The sequence below is a fragment of the Flagellimonas sp. CMM7 genome (assembly GCF_021390195.1).
GTDB lineage: Bacteria > Bacteroidota > Bacteroidia > Flavobacteriales > Flavobacteriaceae > Flagellimonas.
Window position 1 is genome coordinate 2,173,517 of record NZ_CP090003.1, and the last position, 19,850, is coordinate 2,193,366.

A 19,850-nucleotide genomic window follows, 5' to 3' on the forward strand; every position below is an offset into this window, starting at 1 on the left:
AATCTTTCATATTTGTCCTTAGCTTAAAATTTGAAAGTAAAGTTTGTCGTATTTTTAAGATATGGGGCTACGTGTAAAAAAATGCGAACATCTTCAAGCTATTTCTGAAGTGAAAAAAGCAAATGGATACGAATGTGAAGAATGTATAAAAACGGGTGATGTATGGGTACATTTACGCACCTGTCAGGAATGTGGAACAACCTTGTGCTGTGATAGCTCACCTAATAAGCATGCAAGCAAACATGCCAGTTCACATAGCCATCCTGTGATTAGCTCTGCAGAACCCAACGAAAATTGGATGTGGTGTTACGTCCATGAATCAATCGCTAAATACTAAAAGATGAAAGATCCCCGTTTTCCAGAACTTACTCAAAGACAGATAACCATTTTAAAAACATATGGAGAGGTAGAAAATCACTCATCAGAGGAGAAAATATTTGCGCTTGGAGATTTACAATATGATTTTTTTGTTGTTTTAGATGGTGAGGTTTCTATTGAGGATCCCTATAATGATAATGCAGTTATTGTAGCACATAAAAAGAATGAATTTACTGGGGATAGTGGTATGCTTTCTAACCGTGGGGCTCAGTTTCATGCCATTACCAAAGGAGACACCACCAGTGTGCTCAGGATTGCTCCAAAAAAGCTGAAAGAAGCTATAGCAAGACATAGTGATATTAGTGATGTATTGTTAAATGCATTTTTGCTTCGCCAAGAAACCGTGCTGTCAGAATTCACAGGTGGAATAAAACTGGTGGGTTCCGGCAACTCAAAAGAAACATATGCTATCCGGGATTTTATGGATAAAAACCATATTTGGTATAATTTTTTAGATATTGATGTATCAGAATCCGCCCTCGAGCTTTTAGGGAATTTTAATCTTTCTAAAGAAGATTTGCCTTTTCTGATCAACAGTGATGCTAAAGTGTGTCCAAATCCCTCACTGGAGCAATTAGCACGTTACTCAGGGGTCTTGATGGATTTTGAGGATAAGGTCTTTGACCTTTTGGTCATAGGTGCTGGACCTGCCGGACTGGCAGGAAGTGTTTATGCTGCTTCAGAAGGATTAAGTGTGGTCACTATTGATAGTAAAGCACCAGGCGGACAGGCAGGCAAGAGTTCAAAAATTGAAAATTATTTAGGTTTTCCTACGGGAATTTCTGGGAGTGACTTGGCGAACAAAGCTTATGTACAAGCTCAAAAGTTTGGGTGCAATATTTCTATTCCACATAAGGCGGAAAAGATAGAGCATACCGGGAGTCATTTTATTCTTTATGCAACGAATGATAAAACCATAAAGACCAAAGCCATTATGGCGGCAACGGGTGCAAATTACCGTAGTTTACCAATTGATAATATTGAAAAATATGAAGGTAGTGGAGTATATTATTCTGCCACCGGAATGAACGCTTCAGCCTGTAAAAATGAATTGGTCGGGGTAGTTGGGGGGGGAAATTCAGCAGGTCAAGCGGCACTTTTTTTAGCAAATCATGCAAAGGAAGTACATGTTATATTACGGGGAGGTGATCTAGGTGCGAAAATGAGCGATTATTTGGTGCAACGAATAGAAGCTGCAGAAAACATATTTGTACATCTGCATACCCAGGTAACCGAGTTATATGGTCAATATCATCTAGAATCTCTGGTATTAGAAAATAAAACAGGAGAAAAAACACCAAAGAACATTACCAACCTTTTCACTTTTATTGGTGCCAGACCTTGTACAGAATGGTTACAAGGATTGGTTGCCACAGACGAAAAAGGATTTATATGCACTGGTCCTGGAATAAAACAAGAGGAACTGCACAAATGTTCTATTTATACCGGGAGAGAACCTCAATCTTTGGAAACCAGTATTCCCGGTTTTTTCGCCGTGGGCGATGTAAGAAAAGGCTCTGTAAAACGCGTTGCATCTGCAGTAGGAGAAGGGTCCATGTGCGTTAGCCAAGTGCATCAGTTTTTGGCTGATTTAAAGAATGTGGAAGCTATAGAAGCTTAATCATATTATTTTGGATAAGTTTCCAAAAGTTTCGCTTGTTCCTCGATAGCCGTTTTAAATTCAGATTTTAAAGTATTCACCAGCTCAGAAACAGGCATTACATTTTCAATTGTAGTTACCCCTTGTCCTGCAGACCAAATGGTTTTCCAAGCCTTGGCTTCGGTATCCAATTCTTTTCCAAAGTCAATTTTATGGTCCTTTTTAAGATCTTCTTGAGTAATTCCTGCAGCTTGAAGACTTGGTGCTAAAAAATTGGCGTGTACTCCAGAAATAGCTGCCGTATAAACCACATCACTTGCTCCGGCATCAATAATCATTTTTCGGTATTCTTCCGGCGCTTTGCTTTCTTCTGAGTTTATAAAACGCGTTCCCATATAAGCCAAGTCGGCTCCCATTTGCATGGCAGAGGCAATATCTTGCCCAGTACTAATGCAACCAGAAAGTAGTATGGTCTTCTTAAAGATTTTTTTCACTTCAGCAATCAAACTCATAGGGTTGATACTTCCAGCATGTCCTCCTGCTCCTGCAGCAACAAGGATAAGTCCATCAACACCAGCTTCTGAAGCTTTTTCAGCATGTCTTTTTTTAATGATATCATGAAAAACCAAACCTCCATAGCTATGAATGGCGTCTACTACTTGACTTACAGCTCCCAATGAGGTAATGACCAACGGGACTTTGTGTTTTACACAAAGCATGACATCAGCTTGTAATCTTGGATTTGTTGGATGAACTATGAGATTGACTCCAAAAGGGGCTGGTTTTTTACCAGTTTCTTCTTTAAACTCCTTTAGTTCTGATTTTATTTGGATGAGCCATTCTTCAAAACCTTCACTTGTACGTTGGTTAAGTGCGGGAAAAGTACCTACAATTCCATTTTTACAGCACTCTATAACTAGCTTGGGCCCAGAAATAAGAAACATGGGAGCTGCAACGGCAGGGAGAGAAAGGTCTTTGATGAATTCGGCTTTTTGGCTCATGGGTTTTGTGTTAAAGTATCTTTAAAAATAAGATTATTTATAGTGTCAGATTAGAATCAGTTTTCAAAACTATAGTAATTTTACAATTATTATGCATGCATAACAAATAACGGACTATGTTTTTTAAAGAATTTGAAATACGCTGGAGCGATTTGGATGCCAATCGCCACTTAGCTAATTCGGCTTATATCAATTTTATGAGCCATACACGGATGGCATATCTTGGAAAACTTGGGTTTAATCAAAAGTCCATGGCGCAACATAATATTGGTCCAGTGGTCTTTTATGAACACATGTACTACTTTAAGGAAGTCTTTCCTGGGAAACCGGTAAAAGTTTCACTTGGTTTTAAAGGGATGAGTGAGGATGGAATGTTCTTTGAATTTCAACATGATTTTTACGATGCCGATGGGAAAAATTTTGCCAGTTGCGAAATGATGGGTGCATGGATGGATTTAAAAGAACGCAGTTTAACCGCTTTACCTCAAGTATTTTTGGATGCTTTTGATAAAATGGAGAAAGTGGAAGATTTTAAAACCTTAACCAAAGCGGATACCCGAAAGTTTTTTAAGATTCCTAAGGATTTGGTTTAGGTTTTTTACTAGCCAGATAAACGCCTAATAGCACTAGAACTGTTGCCATTATTTTAACCAGGGTAAGTTGGTCTTTGCCCGAAAACAGCGCAAATAAAATTCCAAATAAGGGCTGGACATAGACAAAAGCCCCTACTGTTGATGCCTTTAATTCTGTAAGTGCAAATACATTAAAAAGGTAGGTCATAAATGTGGTGCCAATAACAACGAAGGCAATAGATCCATAGGCCCACAATGGAATAGTAGACCATTCTATCTCCATAAATTCGGGCAGAGTTATTGGGAAATTAATGATTACTGCAATGGTAAACAACCACTTCATCAATGTAAATGGATGGTATTTTTCAATTAACTTTTTTACCACGATAAGGTAAGCGCCATAAGATGTTGCATTTACTATAAAAAGAAAATTCCCCAGAGGAATATTGGGGGCATCTTGTCGTATTTCTGCTCCAAAAAGAATCAAAGCTATGGCTCCAATAAAACCTAAAAGTATACCGAGCCCCTTGTTCAAGGTTATTTTTTCACGCAGAAAAAAAGCGGATAAGATTACAACAATAATTGGGGTGATGGTTACCAAAACGGCGCTGTTTATAGGCGTTGACAGTTGTAGACCTTTAAAAAACGCCAGCATATTTATGACCATTCCCAAAATGGCGCAAACCAATATTCTGCCCCAGTCTTTTTTTTGAATTTTTTCTTTTGGTCCTAAAAAGGAAATGCCCCAAAATAGGATGGCAGCACCTACCACGCGCAGCATTATAAATCCAAAAGGCCCCACATAGTGGGGCATAACACCCTTAGCAATAGTATGGTTGATCCCATAAATGGTGGTGGCACCTATGGCCGCCAAAATTGCTAGTGTTCTTTTGCTCATGAATGAAGTGCCTCTTTTGCCTTTTGAACTATTTTTTTAGAATTCCCCACGAATATTTGCTGACCAACAATGGTTACCGGTCGTTTTAGGAATGTATAGTGTTCAAGAATCAGATTTTTATAATCATCCTCAGATAATTGTTGCTCATGCAATCCTCTTTGGCGGAACAACATGGCCCGTTTACTGAACAGGGATTCATAGCTTCCGGATATTGCTGCCATTTCTTCAACTTGTTCTGTTGTAATGGCTTCAGTTTTTATTTCTTGCAATACTACCCCATCGAGAGGTTGCAACTCTTTTAAAATGCGGATACATGTGGAGCAGCTTCCTAGGTGGTATATTTTTTTCATTTTAATTTTTTTTAGGTCATAGAGAGTTCAAAATTCGTTTATTTCACATTAAGAAAGCGCAAAATCCACGGCTTTTTGAGCATGTATTTTTGTAGTATCAAATGTTGGGGTGGCTACCTCACTGTCAGATATTAACATTGGTAGTTCTGTACATCCTAAAATTACACCTTCAGCACCTTGGGCTTCTAATTTTTTAATGATGCCCAAACAAACTTCTTTGGATTCTGGTTTAAAAACACCCTTAACAAGTTCATTGTAAATAATGGAGTGAAGCGTATCCATGTCCTCATTATTGGGAACCAAAATTTCCAGATCAAATTCTTCTCTAAGTATTTTGGTGTAAAAATCTTTCTCCATAGTAAACTTTGTACCCAATAAAGCTACTTTCTTTATTCCGGTTTTCACAATTGCCTCACCGGTTGCATTGGCAATATGTAAAAAAGGAACGCTGGTTGCACCAGTAATGGCATCACTTACTAAGTGAATAGTGTTTGTACATAGGATTACAAAATCTGATCCAGCTTTTTCCAATGTTTCCGCATGTTGAGCCATAAGGTTTCCGATGAGGTCCCAGTTATCGGAGAAGGAGTAACGTTCTATTTCATCAAAGTCGACTGATGAGAGCAAACTTTTAGCAGAGTGAGATCCACCTAATTTTTCCCGAACCATTTCATTTATATGTTGGTAATATATTTTAGAGGACTCCCAACTCATTCCTCCTATTAAGCCAATAGTTTTCATTACTTGTTTTTTAATGATTTTACTTTGTTTTAGACATCCCTTCGGCCCCCTCTATCACAAAGGAACTCAATAAAGCCAATACTTTATGTAAGAAAGTTGTGTTGGACTTTTTTGTTACGGTTACTTCGGTTAAACAGGTGCAATCCAAATAATTTTCCATAATTTTCACATTTAGATTTCGCTAAATATCGATTTGTTAGATAAAAAACTATAAATCTGTTTTAATAGCTTCAATATAAGCCTTGATTACTTGTTCATTTCTTCTGTAATATGTCCATTTTCCATGTCTGGTAGGAATGACCAAATCTACATTTTGCATAGAGTTCAAATAAGTTGAAATTGTTGACTGCGATAGACCAGTTTTATCTTGTATATATCCTACGCAGACCCCATCGTCAAAATGGTCAATGTCTTGATGTGGGGGGAAATTTAATTCAGGTTTTTTTAGCCACTTCAGAATATTAACCCTAGTTTTATTTGATAAAATTTTACTTATTTCAACAATATCCATACCGCAAAGATAATATAAATATTTACATATCTAAATAAATAGATATGTTTATTTTTCATCTTACCTTCCCAAAAGTATATCGGATAGAAAATTGAAGTTTTATATAATCGATTATATTTGTGCTAGCAGCAGGCCCCCAAAGTCTTTATCAATATGAAAAAAAACTGCCTACGCTGCTTGATATTTTTGACCTTGTTCATGATTTCCCTGGAACAAGCCTACTCACAAAGAAGTGATTTTTTCTTCGACATAGTTCCAAGCTATAAGACAAATGGATACGGTATAAACGGCAATATCAATTATTTCCACAGTACCACGGATTTTTTTAGGGCATCGTTCGTGTTCGCCTCTTCAATAGAACAGCCCGTTGCAGGCCTTGAGTTTCCATATGATGATTACATGTTGAGCCTTGGATACTTTACAACCTTAGTTACCTCGCCAAAAAAAGGATTTTTTATGTTTTTTGGCGGAGGTCCCTCCTTGGGCTATAAATACATTAATCGCGGTGAAACTGATTTCCCATTTGATGCCGTGGATGCCGAGAGTTCTTTCATGTATGGAGGTTTTGCTACTTTTGAACTGGATTTTTTCCTATCGGATACCTTTTCGATAATTCTTCCAATTACCGGATTCTATCATTTTAACAGTGACCTTAACAATACCACGCTTTTATTGGGAGCAGGGCTGCGTTATTATTTGGATTAACTTTTTTACTTCACTTGTTTTAGCTACAGAATCTGGGAAAAATAAAACAGACTAGGATTTTACCTTATTTTTTAAATATTTATTTACCTCCTTAAAAGGCAAGGTTAAAAGAATGGGGCCGTCCGCATAAGAAGCAACCTCATATTGGTTATAGGTCAACTGAATACCATCTTTGGTATATCCAATGTTTTCTGCCAAATGAAAGATATCGCGTTCAAACATAAATCCGGTTATGTTAATGTTCTCATTTTGCGGGATATCTTCCTGAATCCTAAATTTGGTCTCGGCAAATTTTTGAAAACCTTCCATATCTTCAAAAAGCTCCCAATTTTCAAGCTCTACTCCTTTTCTTTTATTAAAATTCAAGAAAGTTGTAGAACCATACCCATGTGCACCACCTGTAAATGTATATGCATTAAAGATCAATGTGAGAATATTGGCATCTTCATAAACAACCTCACTATTTACTTCAGCTTCCCAACCTACGGTCTCATCAGGGAATTTGGTTTTTAGTTCTTTAAAACTATTGTTGAAAGAGGCGATGGCATCATCCACTTTATCAATTTCCAGCTCTTCATCAAAAGAGAGCAAAGCAATAAGTTCTTCTTCTAGAGCATTATTTATGGCACGAGCTACGGCTGTTTCATCCAATGCTCTTGGTATATTGATTTCAATTTTTGGGCATTCATTGCAAGTACCCCCAGTTAGTTGAAGAGGTTCAAAAGTAAGTTTGCCTTCATTTTCACAACCAATGGTGAGCAGTAAGACAAGGAGTAGGCAAAGTGGGTTTTTCATAAAGCGAGGTTTTAGGGTCATCAAAAATAACACATCATTGATTACTCCAAAAGATAACGATACATTTGTATGCAGATTAAGACAAAATGAGCAAAAAAGACTTAAAATTCAACAGTAAAACAATTCACGGGGGGCAGCAACCAGATAAAGCGTATGGTGCCGTAATGCCTCCAATTTATCAAACTTCTACCTATGCCCAGACCACACCTGGAGGGCATCAAGGGTTTGAATATTCACGAAGTGCCAATCCTACAAGGACCGCTTTGGAAAATGCTTTGGCAAGTATTGAGAACGGTACTTATGGGCTTGCATTTGCAAGTGGACTTTCCGCTATTGATGCGGTAATAAAGTTATTGAATCCCGGCGATGAAGTGGTTTCTACCAATGATTTGTATGGGGGGAGTTACAGGTTGTTCAAACAAATTTTTGAAAAGTATGGTATCAAATTCCATTTTATTGGAATGCAAAGCATTGAAACCATTGAGCAGCATGTAAATGACAATACAAAACTGATTTGGGTAGAGACACCAACCAATCCAATGATGAATGTGATAGATGTTCAAGCGATATCTAGCTTGGCGAAGAAACACAATTTATTGTTGGCCGTGGACAATACATTTGCTACACCTTACTTACAACGCCCATTGGATTTAGGAGCAGATATTGTAATGCACTCTGCAACCAAGTATTTGGGTGGACATAGTGATGTTGTAGTTGGAGCTTTGATTGTAAAAGATAAGGAGCTTGCGGACAAACTTTATTTTATTCAGAATGCTAGTGGTGCTGTTTGTGGACCAATGGATAGTTTTTTAACGCTTAGAGGAATAAAGACACTTCACGTTCGTATGCAAAGACATTGTGAAAATGGAAAGGCGATTGCTGAATATTTGGCAAAACATCCAAAAATTGAAAAAGTATACTGGCCAGGGTTTGAAACACACCCCAATCATGATGTAGCCAAAAGCCAGATGGATGACTTTGGAGGAATGATTTCTTTTGTTCCAACGGGAAGCAATTATGATGAAGCTATCAAAATTGTTGAAAAATTAGAAATTTTCACCCTTGCCGAATCTTTAGGGGGTGTGGAAAGTTTGGCAGGACATCCTGCTAGTATGACTCATGCGAGTATTCCAAAGGAAGAACGCGAAAAGAGTGGCGTTGTGGATTCTTTAATTAGGTTAAGTGTTGGGATTGAGGATGCCGATGATTTAATAGCCGACCTAGAACAAGCCATAGGATAGCTATTTTTGCAAAATTTTTAAAAAAAGCCTATTTGAATTATGTAAATAGTATAATTTTGCCGTCAAATTCCTAATTCATTAAAAACAACGTTAGTAATCCGTTTTATGGAAGCAAAAATTAAAGCATTTATGGATGAGGTGAAGACCAGAAATGGTCACGAACCAGAATTCATCCAAGCGGTACAGGAGGTAGCAGAGACTGTTATCCCGTATATTGTAAAGCATGATATCTATCATGGAAAAAATATCCTTTTAAGAATGGTAGAGCCAGAGCGATTGATTTCTTTTCGTGTGGCTTGGGTAGATGATGATGGGGAGATTCATGTAAACCGTGGATATCGAGTTCAGATGAATTCGGCCATAGGACCTTACAAAGGAGGACTTAGGTTTCACAAAACAGTAAATGCCAGTGTTCTAAAGTTCTTGGCGTTTGAACAAGTTTTTAAAAATAGTTTAACAACCTTGCCTATGGGTGGAGGTAAAGGAGGTTCAGATTTTGACCCTAAAGGCAAGTCTGATGATGAGGTAATGCGTTTTTGCCATGCCTTTATGCTAGAGTTGAACAGACATATTGGTCCAAATACGGATGTTCCAGCTGGGGACATTGGTGTTGGTGCCCGTGAGATAGGATTCCTTTTTGGAATGTACAAGAAAATACGAAACGAGTTTACCGGAGTATTGACCGGAAAGGGTCGTTCTTGGGGAGGATCATTGATTCGTCCCGAAGCTACAGGATACGGAACCGTGTATTTTGCTGATAGCATGTTAAAAATAAAGGGAGATTCCTTTAAAGGCAAAAATGTTGTGATTTCCGGTTCTGGAAATGTGGCGCAATATGCTGCAGAAAAAGTCTTGCAATTAGGTGGAAAGGTATTGACGTTATCAGATTCTGGAGGCTATATATACGACAAAGATGGTATAGATGCCGACAAACTTGCTTTTGTAATGGATTTGAAAAACAACCGAAGAGGAAGAATTTCGGAATATGCTGATAAATATTCGTCTGCTGAATTCCATAAAGGAAAAACACCTTGGGAAGTTTCATGTGATGTGGCATTACCTTGTGCAACACAAAACGAGTTAACTGGGGATGATGCTGCCGTTTTAATAAAAAATGGCTGTATTGCGGTTGCAGAAGGAGCCAACATGCCTTCTACACCAGAAGCTATTCATGCTTTCCATGAAGCAAAAATATTATTTGCGCCAGGTAAAGCTTCCAATGCTGGTGGTGTTGCCACTTCTGGTTTAGAGATGTCTCAAAACTCACTTCGTATTAGTTGGACACGTGAAGAAGTAGATGACAGACTAAAAGGGATTATGGAAGATATTCATGATTCTTGTATTGAATACGGAAAAGAAGCTGATGGATATTGCAACTATGTGAAAGGAGCCAATATTGCTGGTTTTGTAAAAGTAGCCGATGCTATGTTAGCTCAGGGAGTTATTTAAATAACTAACTCAGAATTAGAATATAAGTGGGCGGTTGAATTACAATCGCCCACTTTTTTATTTTCAGCCGAAAACAAACAATTAGAATTTATTATTAACCAACAAAAATGCAAGTAAACACCAAGGCAATAATTCTTTCGTCCTTAAAATATGGAGATACTAGCCTTATTGTTAAAGCATTTACAGAATCTGATGGGTTAAAATCGTACTTGTTAAAAGGTGTTTTAACTTCCAAGAGAGGGAAATTAAAAGCGGCATATTTTCTTCCTTTAATGCAATTGGAGCTTGTGGCCACTCACAGAAACAAGGGGAGTTTAGAGAGTATTAGAGAGGTAAAGGTGAGCGTTGCCTACAAGAGTTTGCATACAGATATTGTAAAAAATAGTATGGTACTTTTTTTGGCTGAAATGTTGAGCAATAGTATTCAGGAACAAGAGCAGGACAAAGGGCTCTTCAACTATTTGGAATATGCTTTATATTGGTTGGACGCGCATGACTCCATTTCCAATTTTCACCTCTTGTTTTTGCTTAATCTCACAAAGTATTTGGGGTTTTACCCAGACACCTCATTTCAAAATGGATCTTATTTCGATTTAGTGGAAGGAAGTTTTTGCACAACTCCTAGTCTTAACCCACACATACAAGGTGAAAATTTAACGAGCTTCAAACGTGTCTTGGGCATAAATTTTGATGCACTTCAGGCAATACAAATAAACAAACCCCAAAGGCAAGAACTTTTAAAAATGGTTATTCTGTATTTTGAATTACATTTGCAGGGATTCAGAAAGCCCAAGTCCTTAGCGGTTTTAAATGCAGTTTTCGAGTAATATGCGTAGCACAGGTTTCGCCCTCCTTTTTTTGTTTATCTCCTTCACTGTTTTCAGCCAAGAGATTACGGTTTTGGATGCAGATACTGGAAATGCTGTTGCCAATATTGCAATTTACAACAGGGATAAATCCAAAACTGCGGTCTCAGACTTTAATGGGAAAAGCGATTTAAGCGTTTTCTCAAGGAACGAGCGAATTACCTTCAGACACATCAGTTATGAAGTTTTCAATACCACCAAAGCTCAAATAGGCAAAAAAGGAAATCGAGTTTACCTTACTTTAAAACTAGAAGAATTACAAGAAGTGGTGATGTCCGTTTCCAAATGGGAACAACAAAAAAAAGATATTCCACAAAAGATCGAATCCATTGATGCCCGTACCATTTCATTTACCAACCCGCAGACTTCGGCAGATTTATTACAGAATAGTGGAAAGGTCTTTGTGCAGAAAAGTCAATTAGGGGGAGGTAGTCCTATGATTAGGGGTTTTGCAACCAATAGGCTATTGTTGTCCGTAGATGGTGTACGTATGAACAATGCCATTTTTAGAGGAGGGAACATTCAAAATGTAATTTCTATAGACCCTTTCACCATTAAAAATACCGAGGTCATTTTTGGACCAGGTTCTGTTATTTATGGTAGTGATGCCATTGGAGGCGTAATGAATTTTTTCACACAGAAACCGAGATTTTCTTTTACAGATAGCCTCACTTTTTCTGGAAACGTAAATTATAGGTTTGCTTCTACAAATAATGAAAATACTACACATATAGATTTTAATCTGGGACAACAGAAATGGGCATCCTATACCAGTTTTACGTATAATAAGTTTGACGATTTGGTGATGGGTGAGCACGGTCCTGATGAATATTTGAGGAACAATTTTGTTATACGTGAAAATGGGACTGATGTTTTAGTGGAGAATAACGATCCAAGAAAACAAGTCACATCAGGTTACGATCAAGTCAATTTTCTTCAGAAGTTTACCTACAAACCCAACAATACTTGGAACTATGATTTAGGGCTTTACTATTCGGAAACTTCAGATTTTTCAAGATATGATAGATTGATCAGGCCCAATAGCACGGGGGATGGACTTCGTTCTGCGGAATGGTTATATGGCCCGCAAAAATGGTTCATGGGAAATTTTCAATTGACCAAAAAAGGAAAGAACAAGTTTTATGATGGCGTTAAACTAACCACCGCCTATCAATTTTTCGAAGAAAGCAGAATCAATAGGGATTTTCAAGAAGTTGATCGCTTCACCACAAAAGAGAAAGTAGATGCCCTATCAATTAATCTTGATTTTGAGAATAAAAAAATAGGAGATTTACGATTGTACTATGGTGCGGAGTATATTTTTAATAAAGTAAATTCAGAAGGGAGCCAAGAAAATATTGAAACCAATGTGGTTTCTAGAGGAGCATCTAGATACCCTGATGGTGCCACCTGGCAAACATTTGCAGGGTACATTAATGGCGAATACAAATTAAAACCAAATTTCACACTACTATCCGGAGCACGTTATAGCCAGGTCTGGGTAGATGCACAATTTGACACAACGTTTTTTCCTTTCCCTTTTGATGAAGCTGACTTAATAACAGGTGCCTTTACTGGGAGTGTTGGATTTAGTTGGTTCCCAAAAGCAGATTTACAGATTACTTTAAATGGCTCTACCGGGTTTAGAGCTCCCAATATTGATGATATTGGAAAAGTGTTTGATTCTGAACCAGGATCGGTGGTTGTGCCAAATCCAGATTTAGAGCCAGAGTACGCATATAATGCGGAAATGGGAGTTCGTAAGAACTTTAAGGATAAATTGGTTTTAAAAGGTGCCGCATTTTACAGCTACTTGGTGGATGCTTTGGTAAGAAGGGATTTTGATTTTAATGGAGAAACGGAAATTTTATACAACGGAGAATTAAGCAGCGTACAGGCTATTCAAAATGCAGCAAAAGCGTATGTATATGGTTTTGAATTTGGGCTTGAAGCCTTTTTAAACGAGAATTGGTCACTTACATCAAATTTAACCCTTACTGAGGGTATAGAAGAAGATGATGGCGGAACGGATTCACCTGCTAGGCACGTTGCCCCTACTTTTGGTGATTTTCATTTGGTTTGGCAAAATCAAAAAATAAAAGCAGATATGTTCCTTAATTATAATGGGGAAATCAGCTATGACGATTTGGCTTTATCGGAAAGAAGTAAAGAATTTATATACGCTATTGATGAAAACGGAAACCCTTTTTCACCTTCTTGGTATACCTTGAACTTTAGGTCACAATATCAAATTTCCAATGCTTTGAAAACAACGGTGAGTCTGGAAAATATAACCAACCAACGCTACAGGACCTATTCTTCTGGTATTGTTGCTCCTGGAGCTAACCTTATTCTAGGTTTGGGGTATACTTTTTAAAACAAAAAAAGGGCTTGGAATTTTCCAAGCCCTTTTCTAATAAATTACAAGGATATTAATGATCTAATTTTTCCTTTGCATCATCTGCTACTTTTTTAAGGTCGTCCGCAGTTTCTTTGGCAGCATCTTTTACGTCTTCTCCCATTTCCTTGGCTTTGTCCATGGTTTCTTCACCTGCTTTTTTAATGCTGTCCAAGGCTTGTTCGCCAGACTCTTTCATTTCTTCGCCAGCATCTTTTACGGCATCCACGGCGTCATTAGCAGCATCTTTTAAGTCGTCACCTGCTTCTTCAAGAGAATCGGCGGCCTTTTCTGTGGCTTCTTTAGCCTTGTCTGCAGCTTCTTTACATGACATCATTGTTGACATCGATAAAGACAGTGCAACGATTGCAATCAATACTTTTTTCATTATAATTAAGGTTTAGTGTTAATCCGGTTAAGATATGGATTTTAGTATAAATGAAGAATTGTAGGATATCATATTTAGGGTAAGCACATTAAGTATATTTAAATACCTCATTTGGAAGGTTATAATTCCATCTAAATTTTTAATTTTGCAAACTTGGAATTATAGAAGAAGGAGCAATAAATATGAAGTTTGCGGAGTATAAAGGATTGGATTTACCTAAAGTGTCAGAAGAAGTTTTGGCTTTTTGGAAAGACAACCAAATTTTTGAAAAAAGTATTTCCACTAGAGAAGGGAAAGAAAGCTATGTGTTTTATGAGGGGCCTCCTTCAGCAAACGGAATGCCTGGAATTCACCATGTAATGGCGCGCACCATTAAAGATATCTTTCCAAGGTATAAAACCATGAAGGGATATCAGGTAAAGCGAAAAGCAGGATGGGATACCCACGGGTTGCCTATTGAGATTGGTGTGGAGAAAGAACTTGGTATTACCAAAGAGGATATTGGCAAAAAGATTTCAGTTGAAGAATATAATGCAGCCTGTAAAAAAGCGGTCATGCGGTACACGGACGTGTGGAACGAAATGACCGAAAAAATTGGGTATTGGGTAGATATGGATGATCCATATATCACCTACAAATCAAAATACATGGAATCTGTTTGGTGGTTGCTAAAACAGATTTATGATAAGGGCCTTATCTATAAAGGATATACCATTCAGCCCTATTCGCCAAAAGCAGGAACGGGATTAAGTTCCCATGAGTTGAATCAACCTGGAACTTATCAGGATGTTACGGACACTACGGTTACAGCTCAATTTAAAGCGGTTGAGAACACGGTGCCCGAGTTCTTAAAAAAGTTTGATCATTTACATTTACTGGCTTGGACCACAACGCCTTGGACACTTCCAAGTAATACAGCACTAACGGTTGGTGCTAAAATTGATTATGTTGTAGTGGCTACTTACAATCAATATACGTTTCAACCCACCCATGTTATCCTTGCTAAAAATTTAGTTGGGAAACAATTTGGAGGTAAGTTTGAAGAAACGGATGATGTTTCGGTGCTTTCCAGTTTTTCTAAAGAAGATAAAAAGATCCCCTTCTTAATTGCCACAGAATGCAAAGGAGAAGATTTACTTGGAATACAATATGAACAATTGCTGCCGTATGCCTTGCCCTATCAAAATCCTGAGAATGCATTTCGAGTTATTTCGGGGGATTTCGTAACGACCGAAGATGGTACGGGAATAGTACACACAGCGCCCACCTTTGGTGCGGATGATGCCTTGGTTGCAAAACAAGCAAAACCAGAAGTGCCGCCTATGTTGGTCTTGGACGAAAATAACAACCCAGTACCATTGGTGGATTTACAGGGAAGGTTTAGACCGGAACTTAAGGAGTTTGCGGGCAAGTATGTGAAGAATGAATATTATGCAGATGATGAAGTTCCAGAGAAGTCTATTGATGTTGAAATTGCCATCAAACTAAAAGAAGAGAACAAGGCATTTAAGGTTGAGAAATACGTTCACAGTTATCCAAATTGTTGGCGTACGGACAAGCCGATTTTATATTACCCACTGGATTCTTGGTTCATTAAGGTTACAGATGTTAAGGATCGTATGTTTGAGCTTAACCAGACCATTAACTGGAAACCCAAAGCCACAGGAGAGGGCCGTTTTGGAAATTGGTTGGCAAACGCTAACGATTGGAACCTTTCCCGTTCCCGTTATTGGGGTATACCTTTACCTATTTGGCGCACTGAAAATGGCAAGGAACAAATAATGATTGGGTCCGTAGCGGAGCTAAAAGCCGAAATGACAAAAGCTGTTGAAGCAGGAGTGCTCAAAAAAGACGTTTTTCAGGATTTTGTAGTAGGCGATATGAGTGAGTCCAACTACGACAAAATCGATTTACATAAAAATATTGTAGATCAGATTACTTTGGTATCCCCATCGGGAAAACCCATGAAAAGGGAATCTGATTTAATTGATGTTTGGTTTGATAGTGGCTCTATGCCCTATGCACAATGGCACTACCCATTTGAAAATATGAACTTAATTGATGATGGTGTAGCTTTTCCTGCAAATTTCATTGCGGAAGGGGTAGACCAGACCAGAGGCTGGTTCTATACCCTGCATGCCATTGCCACCATGGTTTTTGATACGGTATCGTATAAAAATGTAGTTTCAAACGGTTTGGTGTTGGATAAGGATGGAAAGAAAATGTCCAAACGTTTGGGGAATGCTGTTGATCCATTTCAAGTGCTTCCAGAGCATGGAGCAGATGCCACACGATGGTACATGATTTCTAACGCTAACCCGTGGGATAATTTAAAGTTTGATTTGGATGGTATTGTTGAAGTGAAACGAAAGTTCTTTGGAACACTCTACAACACCTATTCTTTCTTTGGTTTATATGCCAATATTGACGAATTTGATTATTCAGAAGCAGACACTGCTTTAAATGAGCGGCCAGAAATAGACCAATGGATTTTATCTGAACTGCATTCGCTAATTCAAAAAGTGGATGAAGCTTATGATGATTATGAGGCTACGAAAGCAGCACGAATGATTTCGGACTACGTTCAAGAAAACTTGAGCAATTGGTATGTAAGATTGAGCAGAAGACGGTTTTGGAAGGGAGATTATCAACAAGATAAAATCTCGGCATACCAGACACTGTATACATGTTTGTCCACAGTCGCTAAACTATCGGCTCCTATAGCACCCTTCTTTATGGATCGGTTGTATATAGATTTAAATGCCACGACCAAAAAAGATAACTTTGAGAGTGTTCATTTAGCAGAGTTTCCTATTTCTGATGAGCATATGATCAACAAGAAATTGGAACGCAAAATGCAGTTGGCGCAAAAAGTTTCTTCCATGGTATTATCAATCCGTCAAAAGGAAAAAATTAAAGTACGTCAACCACTTCAAAAAATAATGATTCCTATTTTGGATGATGAACAGAAAGCAGATATTGAGGCGGTTTCAGATTTAATAAAATCCGAAGTAAACGTAAAAGAAATAGAATTGCTCGATGATGCCTCTGGAATTTTAGTAAAACAAATCAAGCCTAATTTTAAGGTTTTAGGCCCAAGATTTGGGAAGGATATGAAGGCTATTGCTGCTGCTGTAAATCAGTTGGGTCAAGAGGATATCCAAAAAATTGAGCGAGAAGGCGAATTAATGCTTGCTTTGGAAAATAAAAGTATTATTTTACAGTTAACTGATGTGGACATCAGCTCACAAGATATTGAGGGCTGGTTGGTGGCAAGCTCCGGTTCTTTAACGGTTGCTCTGGATGTGACCATAGATGAGCACTTAAGAAAAGAGGGCATTGCGCGGGAGTTGGTCAATCGGATTCAAAATCTTAGAAAAGAATCTGGATTTGAGGTGACCGATAGAATTGACATTAAAATTTTGAAAGACGGTTTTGTAGAAAATGCGGTTTCCAGTAATGAAGATTACATTAAAACAGAAACCTTGACCGCAGAACTGAATTTTGAAGAAAAATTAGATGAAGGTATAGCTATTGCCTTTGATGAAGTAAATACAAAATTGTTTATCCAAAAACATTAGAACATGGCACAAGATTTAAAAGTAAGATACTCGGATAAGGATCTAAATGAATTTAGAACGTTAATTGAAGAAAAAATAGATAAAGCAAATAAGCACTTGGAGTTGCTTAAGAGCTCATATATGAACGATGGCAATAATGGCACGGATGATACCTCTCCAACATTCAAAGCTTTTGAGGAGGGTTCCGCTACCATGAGCAAAGAGGCCAATACACAATTGGCTATTCGCCAAGAAAAGTTCATCAGAGATTTGAAGAATGCTTTATTAAGAATAGAGAACAAAACTTATGGGATTTGCCGTGTAACAGGAAAACTCATCAATAAGGAACGACTAAAGTTGGTTCCGCATGCTACACTAAGCATAGAAGCTAAAAACATGCAGAAATAGTAAAAACGCCGTAAGGCGTTTTTTGTTTATGAGGACCATGTTCTTTGTTTTGGGCTTTCTTTTCTTATTGAATCTACATGGCCAAAAATTGGTAAAGAAGGCTTTTGTAAATTCCAGAACAACGTCTATACAAATAAATTCCCAATACTGTTATCAAGTTGGCCTTGGTACGGCAAAGACAAATGACGTTAGTGTAGAGGCTGAAATTGAAGGAGAATATTCAAAAGATTTATTAATTACGATCGAGGAAAAGGGAACAACTGTTTTGATAAGTACCGGATTTCAACCAAATTTTATAAACCCCAACGACAAACTTAGTGCTCACAAGGTTATTTCCATTAGACTCAACATAACCCTTCCAGAATATAAAAAGGTTTTTGTTTACGGAACAAATAGTAATGTACTGGTAGAAGGCAAGTATAAAAATTTACAAGTGAAATTGTCCGATGGAAGATGTATTCTTGATAATGCAATAGAAAGGATTGAAGTAACCACTCAAAAAGGTGATATTTTACTTATGACGGAGAAGGGAAATGTAATTGCGGAAAGTGTTTATGGAAAAATTGAAAAAGAGACTATTCCAAAGGGCCAGAATCAATACATTTTGAAGACCGTTGAAGGGAACATTGATCTAAGGAAAACGAAATAATATCCATACTTTTGCGCAATCTGTTTTAAAGAAATGAATTTAAAGAAGTCCCTCATAATCATCATATTAATACTGGTTGTTGACCAGATAAGCAAAATCTACGTTAAAACTAATTTTGTCCTAGGAGAATCCTCCGCAGTGTTCGACTGGTTCAAGATACTATTTATAGAAAATGAGGGGGCAGCTTGGGGTACCAAGCTCAGTGACCTTCTTCCAATCTCGGAATCAGCAGGAAAGTTGGTCTTGACCATTTTTAGACTTTTCGCCATATTTGGTATTGGTTATTGGCTGTGGGACATTATAAAAAAGGAATCCCCGAAAACCTTGATTTTGGCGGTTTCCCTAATTTTTGCTGGAGCTTTGGGTAATATTATAGATTCGGTTTTTTATGGGATAATTTTTGACAATAGTAGCAATCAAGTGGCTACTTTGTTTTCTAGTGAGCCCTATGGAAATCTTTTTTACGGTAAGGTTGTGGACATGTTATACTTTCCATTAATAGATACCACTTGGCCCGAATGGGTGCCCTCCGTTGGGGGTAAAAGTTTTCGGTTTTTTGAACCTGTTTTTAATATAGCAGATACGGCTATAAGCACTGGTGTTGGTATATTGATTGTATTCAATAAAAAAGCTTTTCCAAAACAGGAGAAACAGGTAGAAAATTAAAATTTATAAACCTTTTTTGGAGTAACACAGTAATTCAGTTTAACATCATTTTCATGGATATCACTAATGCCGTCTTCAGCTTCAAAAAGTGATAATCCAATTTTTATGGTTTCTGGTCTACACCTATGTAAAAAGGTATCATAATAACCTTTGCCATAACCAACGCGGTTTCCTGTCGCATCAAAAGCTAGCAGTGGCACAAAAACTACATCTATTTGGTTTTCTGGGATTTTAACTCCATCTATAGGTTCAGGAATATGCCATTTATTTTTCTTGAGAACAGTGCTATCTGTTAATAGGTAGTTTTCCATTGAATTTCCAGAACTAACTTTAGGGATAACTACATTCTTATCCTTTCCTTGAAGAAGAGTAATCATGGGGAGGGTATCAATCTCTTTGTTTTTCTCGATACTTAGAAAAATATGGAAATAAAAAAAATCCCAAATAGGGATTTGAAGTACATGATTTGCCAAGAGTATGCTATAATCTGAGATAATAGAGGAATTCATTTCCTCTCTCAAATTCTTATATTTTATCCTTAGTTCATGTTTCAACATTTAATGTTGAAATTTTCGGGGTGGAGTTTTGGGGAAACCTATTTTTTTATTCTCTGGTAGAAACAGAAAAAAAGATTTTGAAAAAAAGCATCAAAATCAAATACATTCCCAAAACAA

General features: G+C 37.6%; 20 protein-coding genes. 12 read left to right on the forward strand and 8 right to left on the reverse strand.

Annotation, left to right across the window (positions count from 1 at the left end; all coding sequences use genetic code 11):
• Positions 1-61 precede the first annotated feature (61 nt).
• Entirely contained in the window at positions 62-337 is a 276-nt protein-coding gene (locus LV704_RS09915) for a UBP-type zinc finger domain-containing protein (protein WP_163420531.1), read from the forward strand.
• Between the two features lie 3 nt (positions 338-340).
• Complete coding sequence (locus tag LV704_RS09920) at positions 341-1,999, forward strand: FAD-dependent oxidoreductase (protein ID WP_163420529.1); 1,659 nt, start codon at positions 341-343, stop codon at positions 1,997-1,999.
• A 5-nt stretch (positions 2,000-2,004) separates the two neighbouring features.
• Here LV704_RS09920 and LV704_RS09925 read toward each other — a convergent pair whose 3' ends face one another.
• Complete coding sequence (locus LV704_RS09925; protein WP_163420527.1) at positions 2,005-2,979, reverse strand: nitronate monooxygenase family protein; 975 nt, start codon at positions 2,977-2,979, stop codon at positions 2,005-2,007.
• A gap of 116 nt (positions 2,980-3,095) precedes the next feature.
• On the opposite strand from LV704_RS09925, the gene LV704_RS09930 reads away from it, so the two are divergent.
• Positions 3,096-3,572: a thioesterase family protein gene (locus LV704_RS09930; RefSeq protein WP_163420525.1), complete on the forward strand. Its 477-nt coding sequence runs from the start codon at positions 3,096-3,098 to the stop codon at positions 3,570-3,572.
• Here the strand turns inward: LV704_RS09930 and LV704_RS09935 are convergent.
• The 4 genes from LV704_RS09935 to LV704_RS09950 all read right to left on the reverse strand — a co-directional run bounded on the left by LV704_RS09935 (position 3,556) and on the right by LV704_RS09950 (position 6,051).
• Complete coding sequence (locus LV704_RS09935; protein ID WP_163420523.1) at positions 3,556-4,449, reverse strand: DMT family transporter; 894 nt, start codon at positions 4,447-4,449, stop codon at positions 3,556-3,558. The genes LV704_RS09930 and LV704_RS09935 overlap by 17 nt on opposite strands.
• Positions 4,446-4,799, reverse strand: a complete 354-nt coding sequence (locus LV704_RS09940) for an arsenate reductase family protein (RefSeq protein WP_163420521.1) — start codon at positions 4,797-4,799, stop codon at positions 4,446-4,448. Before LV704_RS09940 ends, LV704_RS09935 begins: the two co-directional genes overlap by 4 nt.
• A gap of 48 nt (positions 4,800-4,847) precedes the next feature.
• Entirely contained in the window at positions 4,848-5,540 is a 693-nt protein-coding gene (locus LV704_RS09945; RefSeq protein WP_163420519.1) for an aspartate/glutamate racemase family protein, read from the reverse strand.
• Between the two features lie 208 nt (positions 5,541-5,748).
• Positions 5,749-6,051: a helix-turn-helix transcriptional regulator gene (locus LV704_RS09950; protein ID WP_163420517.1), complete on the reverse strand. Its 303-nt coding sequence runs from the start codon at positions 6,049-6,051 to the stop codon at positions 5,749-5,751.
• Positions 6,052-6,204: 153 nt separating this feature from the next.
• Between LV704_RS09950 and LV704_RS09955 the strand changes: the two genes are divergently transcribed.
• Positions 6,205-6,756: a conjugal transfer protein TraO gene (locus tag LV704_RS09955; RefSeq protein ID WP_163420515.1), complete on the forward strand. Its 552-nt coding sequence runs from the start codon at positions 6,205-6,207 to the stop codon at positions 6,754-6,756.
• Positions 6,757-6,807: 51 nt separating this feature from the next.
• Here LV704_RS09955 and LV704_RS09960 read toward each other — a convergent pair whose 3' ends face one another.
• Complete coding sequence (locus LV704_RS09960) at positions 6,808-7,551, reverse strand: DUF3298 and DUF4163 domain-containing protein (protein ID WP_163420513.1); 744 nt, start codon at positions 7,549-7,551, stop codon at positions 6,808-6,810.
• An 86-nt stretch (positions 7,552-7,637) separates the two neighbouring features.
• On the opposite strand from LV704_RS09960, the gene LV704_RS09965 reads away from it, so the two are divergent.
• The 4 genes from LV704_RS09965 (at position 7,638) to LV704_RS09980 (ending at position 13,484) form a co-directional block, all read left to right on the forward strand.
• Positions 7,638-8,792, forward strand: a complete 1,155-nt coding sequence (locus tag LV704_RS09965) for a cystathionine gamma-synthase (protein ID WP_163420511.1) — start codon at positions 7,638-7,640, stop codon at positions 8,790-8,792.
• 105 nt (positions 8,793-8,897) lie between these two features.
• Positions 8,898-10,241 carry an NADP-specific glutamate dehydrogenase gene (gdhA, locus tag LV704_RS09970; protein ID WP_163420509.1) on the forward strand — a complete coding sequence of 448 codons (1,344 nt, stop codon included), beginning with the start codon at positions 8,898-8,900 and terminating at the stop codon, positions 10,239-10,241.
• 107 nt (positions 10,242-10,348) lie between these two features.
• Positions 10,349-11,068 carry a DNA repair protein RecO gene (recO, locus tag LV704_RS09975; protein WP_163420507.1) on the forward strand — a complete coding sequence of 240 codons (720 nt, stop codon included), beginning with the start codon at positions 10,349-10,351 and terminating at the stop codon, positions 11,066-11,068.
• The gene (locus tag LV704_RS09980; protein WP_163420506.1) at positions 11,052-13,484 is read left to right on the forward strand and encodes a TonB-dependent receptor domain-containing protein; all 2,433 of its coding nucleotides are present in this window, start codon (positions 11,052-11,054) and stop codon (positions 13,482-13,484) included. Before recO ends, LV704_RS09980 begins: the two co-directional genes overlap by 17 nt.
• 55 nt (positions 13,485-13,539) lie before the next feature.
• Here the strand turns inward: LV704_RS09980 and LV704_RS09985 are convergent, their stop codons facing one another.
• Positions 13,540-13,893 (reverse strand): hypothetical protein, encoded by a 354-nt coding sequence (locus LV704_RS09985; protein WP_163420504.1) that lies wholly within the window; start codon positions 13,891-13,893, stop codon positions 13,540-13,542.
• Between the two features lie 182 nt (positions 13,894-14,075).
• Here LV704_RS09985 and ileS point away from each other — a divergent pair, with 182 nt between their 5' ends.
• Genes ileS through LV704_RS10005 form a run of 4 tightly spaced genes read left to right on the forward strand, consistent with a single transcriptional unit; the run spans position 14,076 to position 19,176 of the window.
• A complete protein-coding gene (ileS, locus tag LV704_RS09990) occupies positions 14,076-17,474 on the forward strand; it encodes an isoleucine--tRNA ligase (RefSeq protein ID WP_163420502.1) in 3,399 nt (1,132 codons plus the stop codon).
• Positions 17,475-17,477: 3 nt separating this feature from the next.
• A complete protein-coding gene (locus tag LV704_RS09995) occupies positions 17,478-17,861 on the forward strand; it encodes a TraR/DksA C4-type zinc finger protein (RefSeq protein WP_163420501.1) in 384 nt (127 codons plus the stop codon).
• Between the two features lie 28 nt (positions 17,862-17,889).
• Positions 17,890-18,510: a hypothetical protein gene (locus LV704_RS10000; RefSeq protein ID WP_163420499.1), complete on the forward strand. Its 621-nt coding sequence runs from the start codon at positions 17,890-17,892 to the stop codon at positions 18,508-18,510.
• A 33-nt stretch (positions 18,511-18,543) separates the two neighbouring features.
• Positions 18,544-19,176: a lipoprotein signal peptidase gene (locus LV704_RS10005; protein WP_163420497.1), complete on the forward strand. Its 633-nt coding sequence runs from the start codon at positions 18,544-18,546 to the stop codon at positions 19,174-19,176.
• Here the strand turns inward: LV704_RS10005 and LV704_RS10010 are convergent.
• A complete protein-coding gene (locus tag LV704_RS10010; protein WP_163420495.1) occupies positions 19,173-19,733 on the reverse strand; it encodes a 5-formyltetrahydrofolate cyclo-ligase in 561 nt (186 codons plus the stop codon). The genes LV704_RS10005 and LV704_RS10010 overlap by 4 nt on opposite strands.
• Between the last annotated feature and the right edge of the window lie 117 nt (positions 19,734-19,850).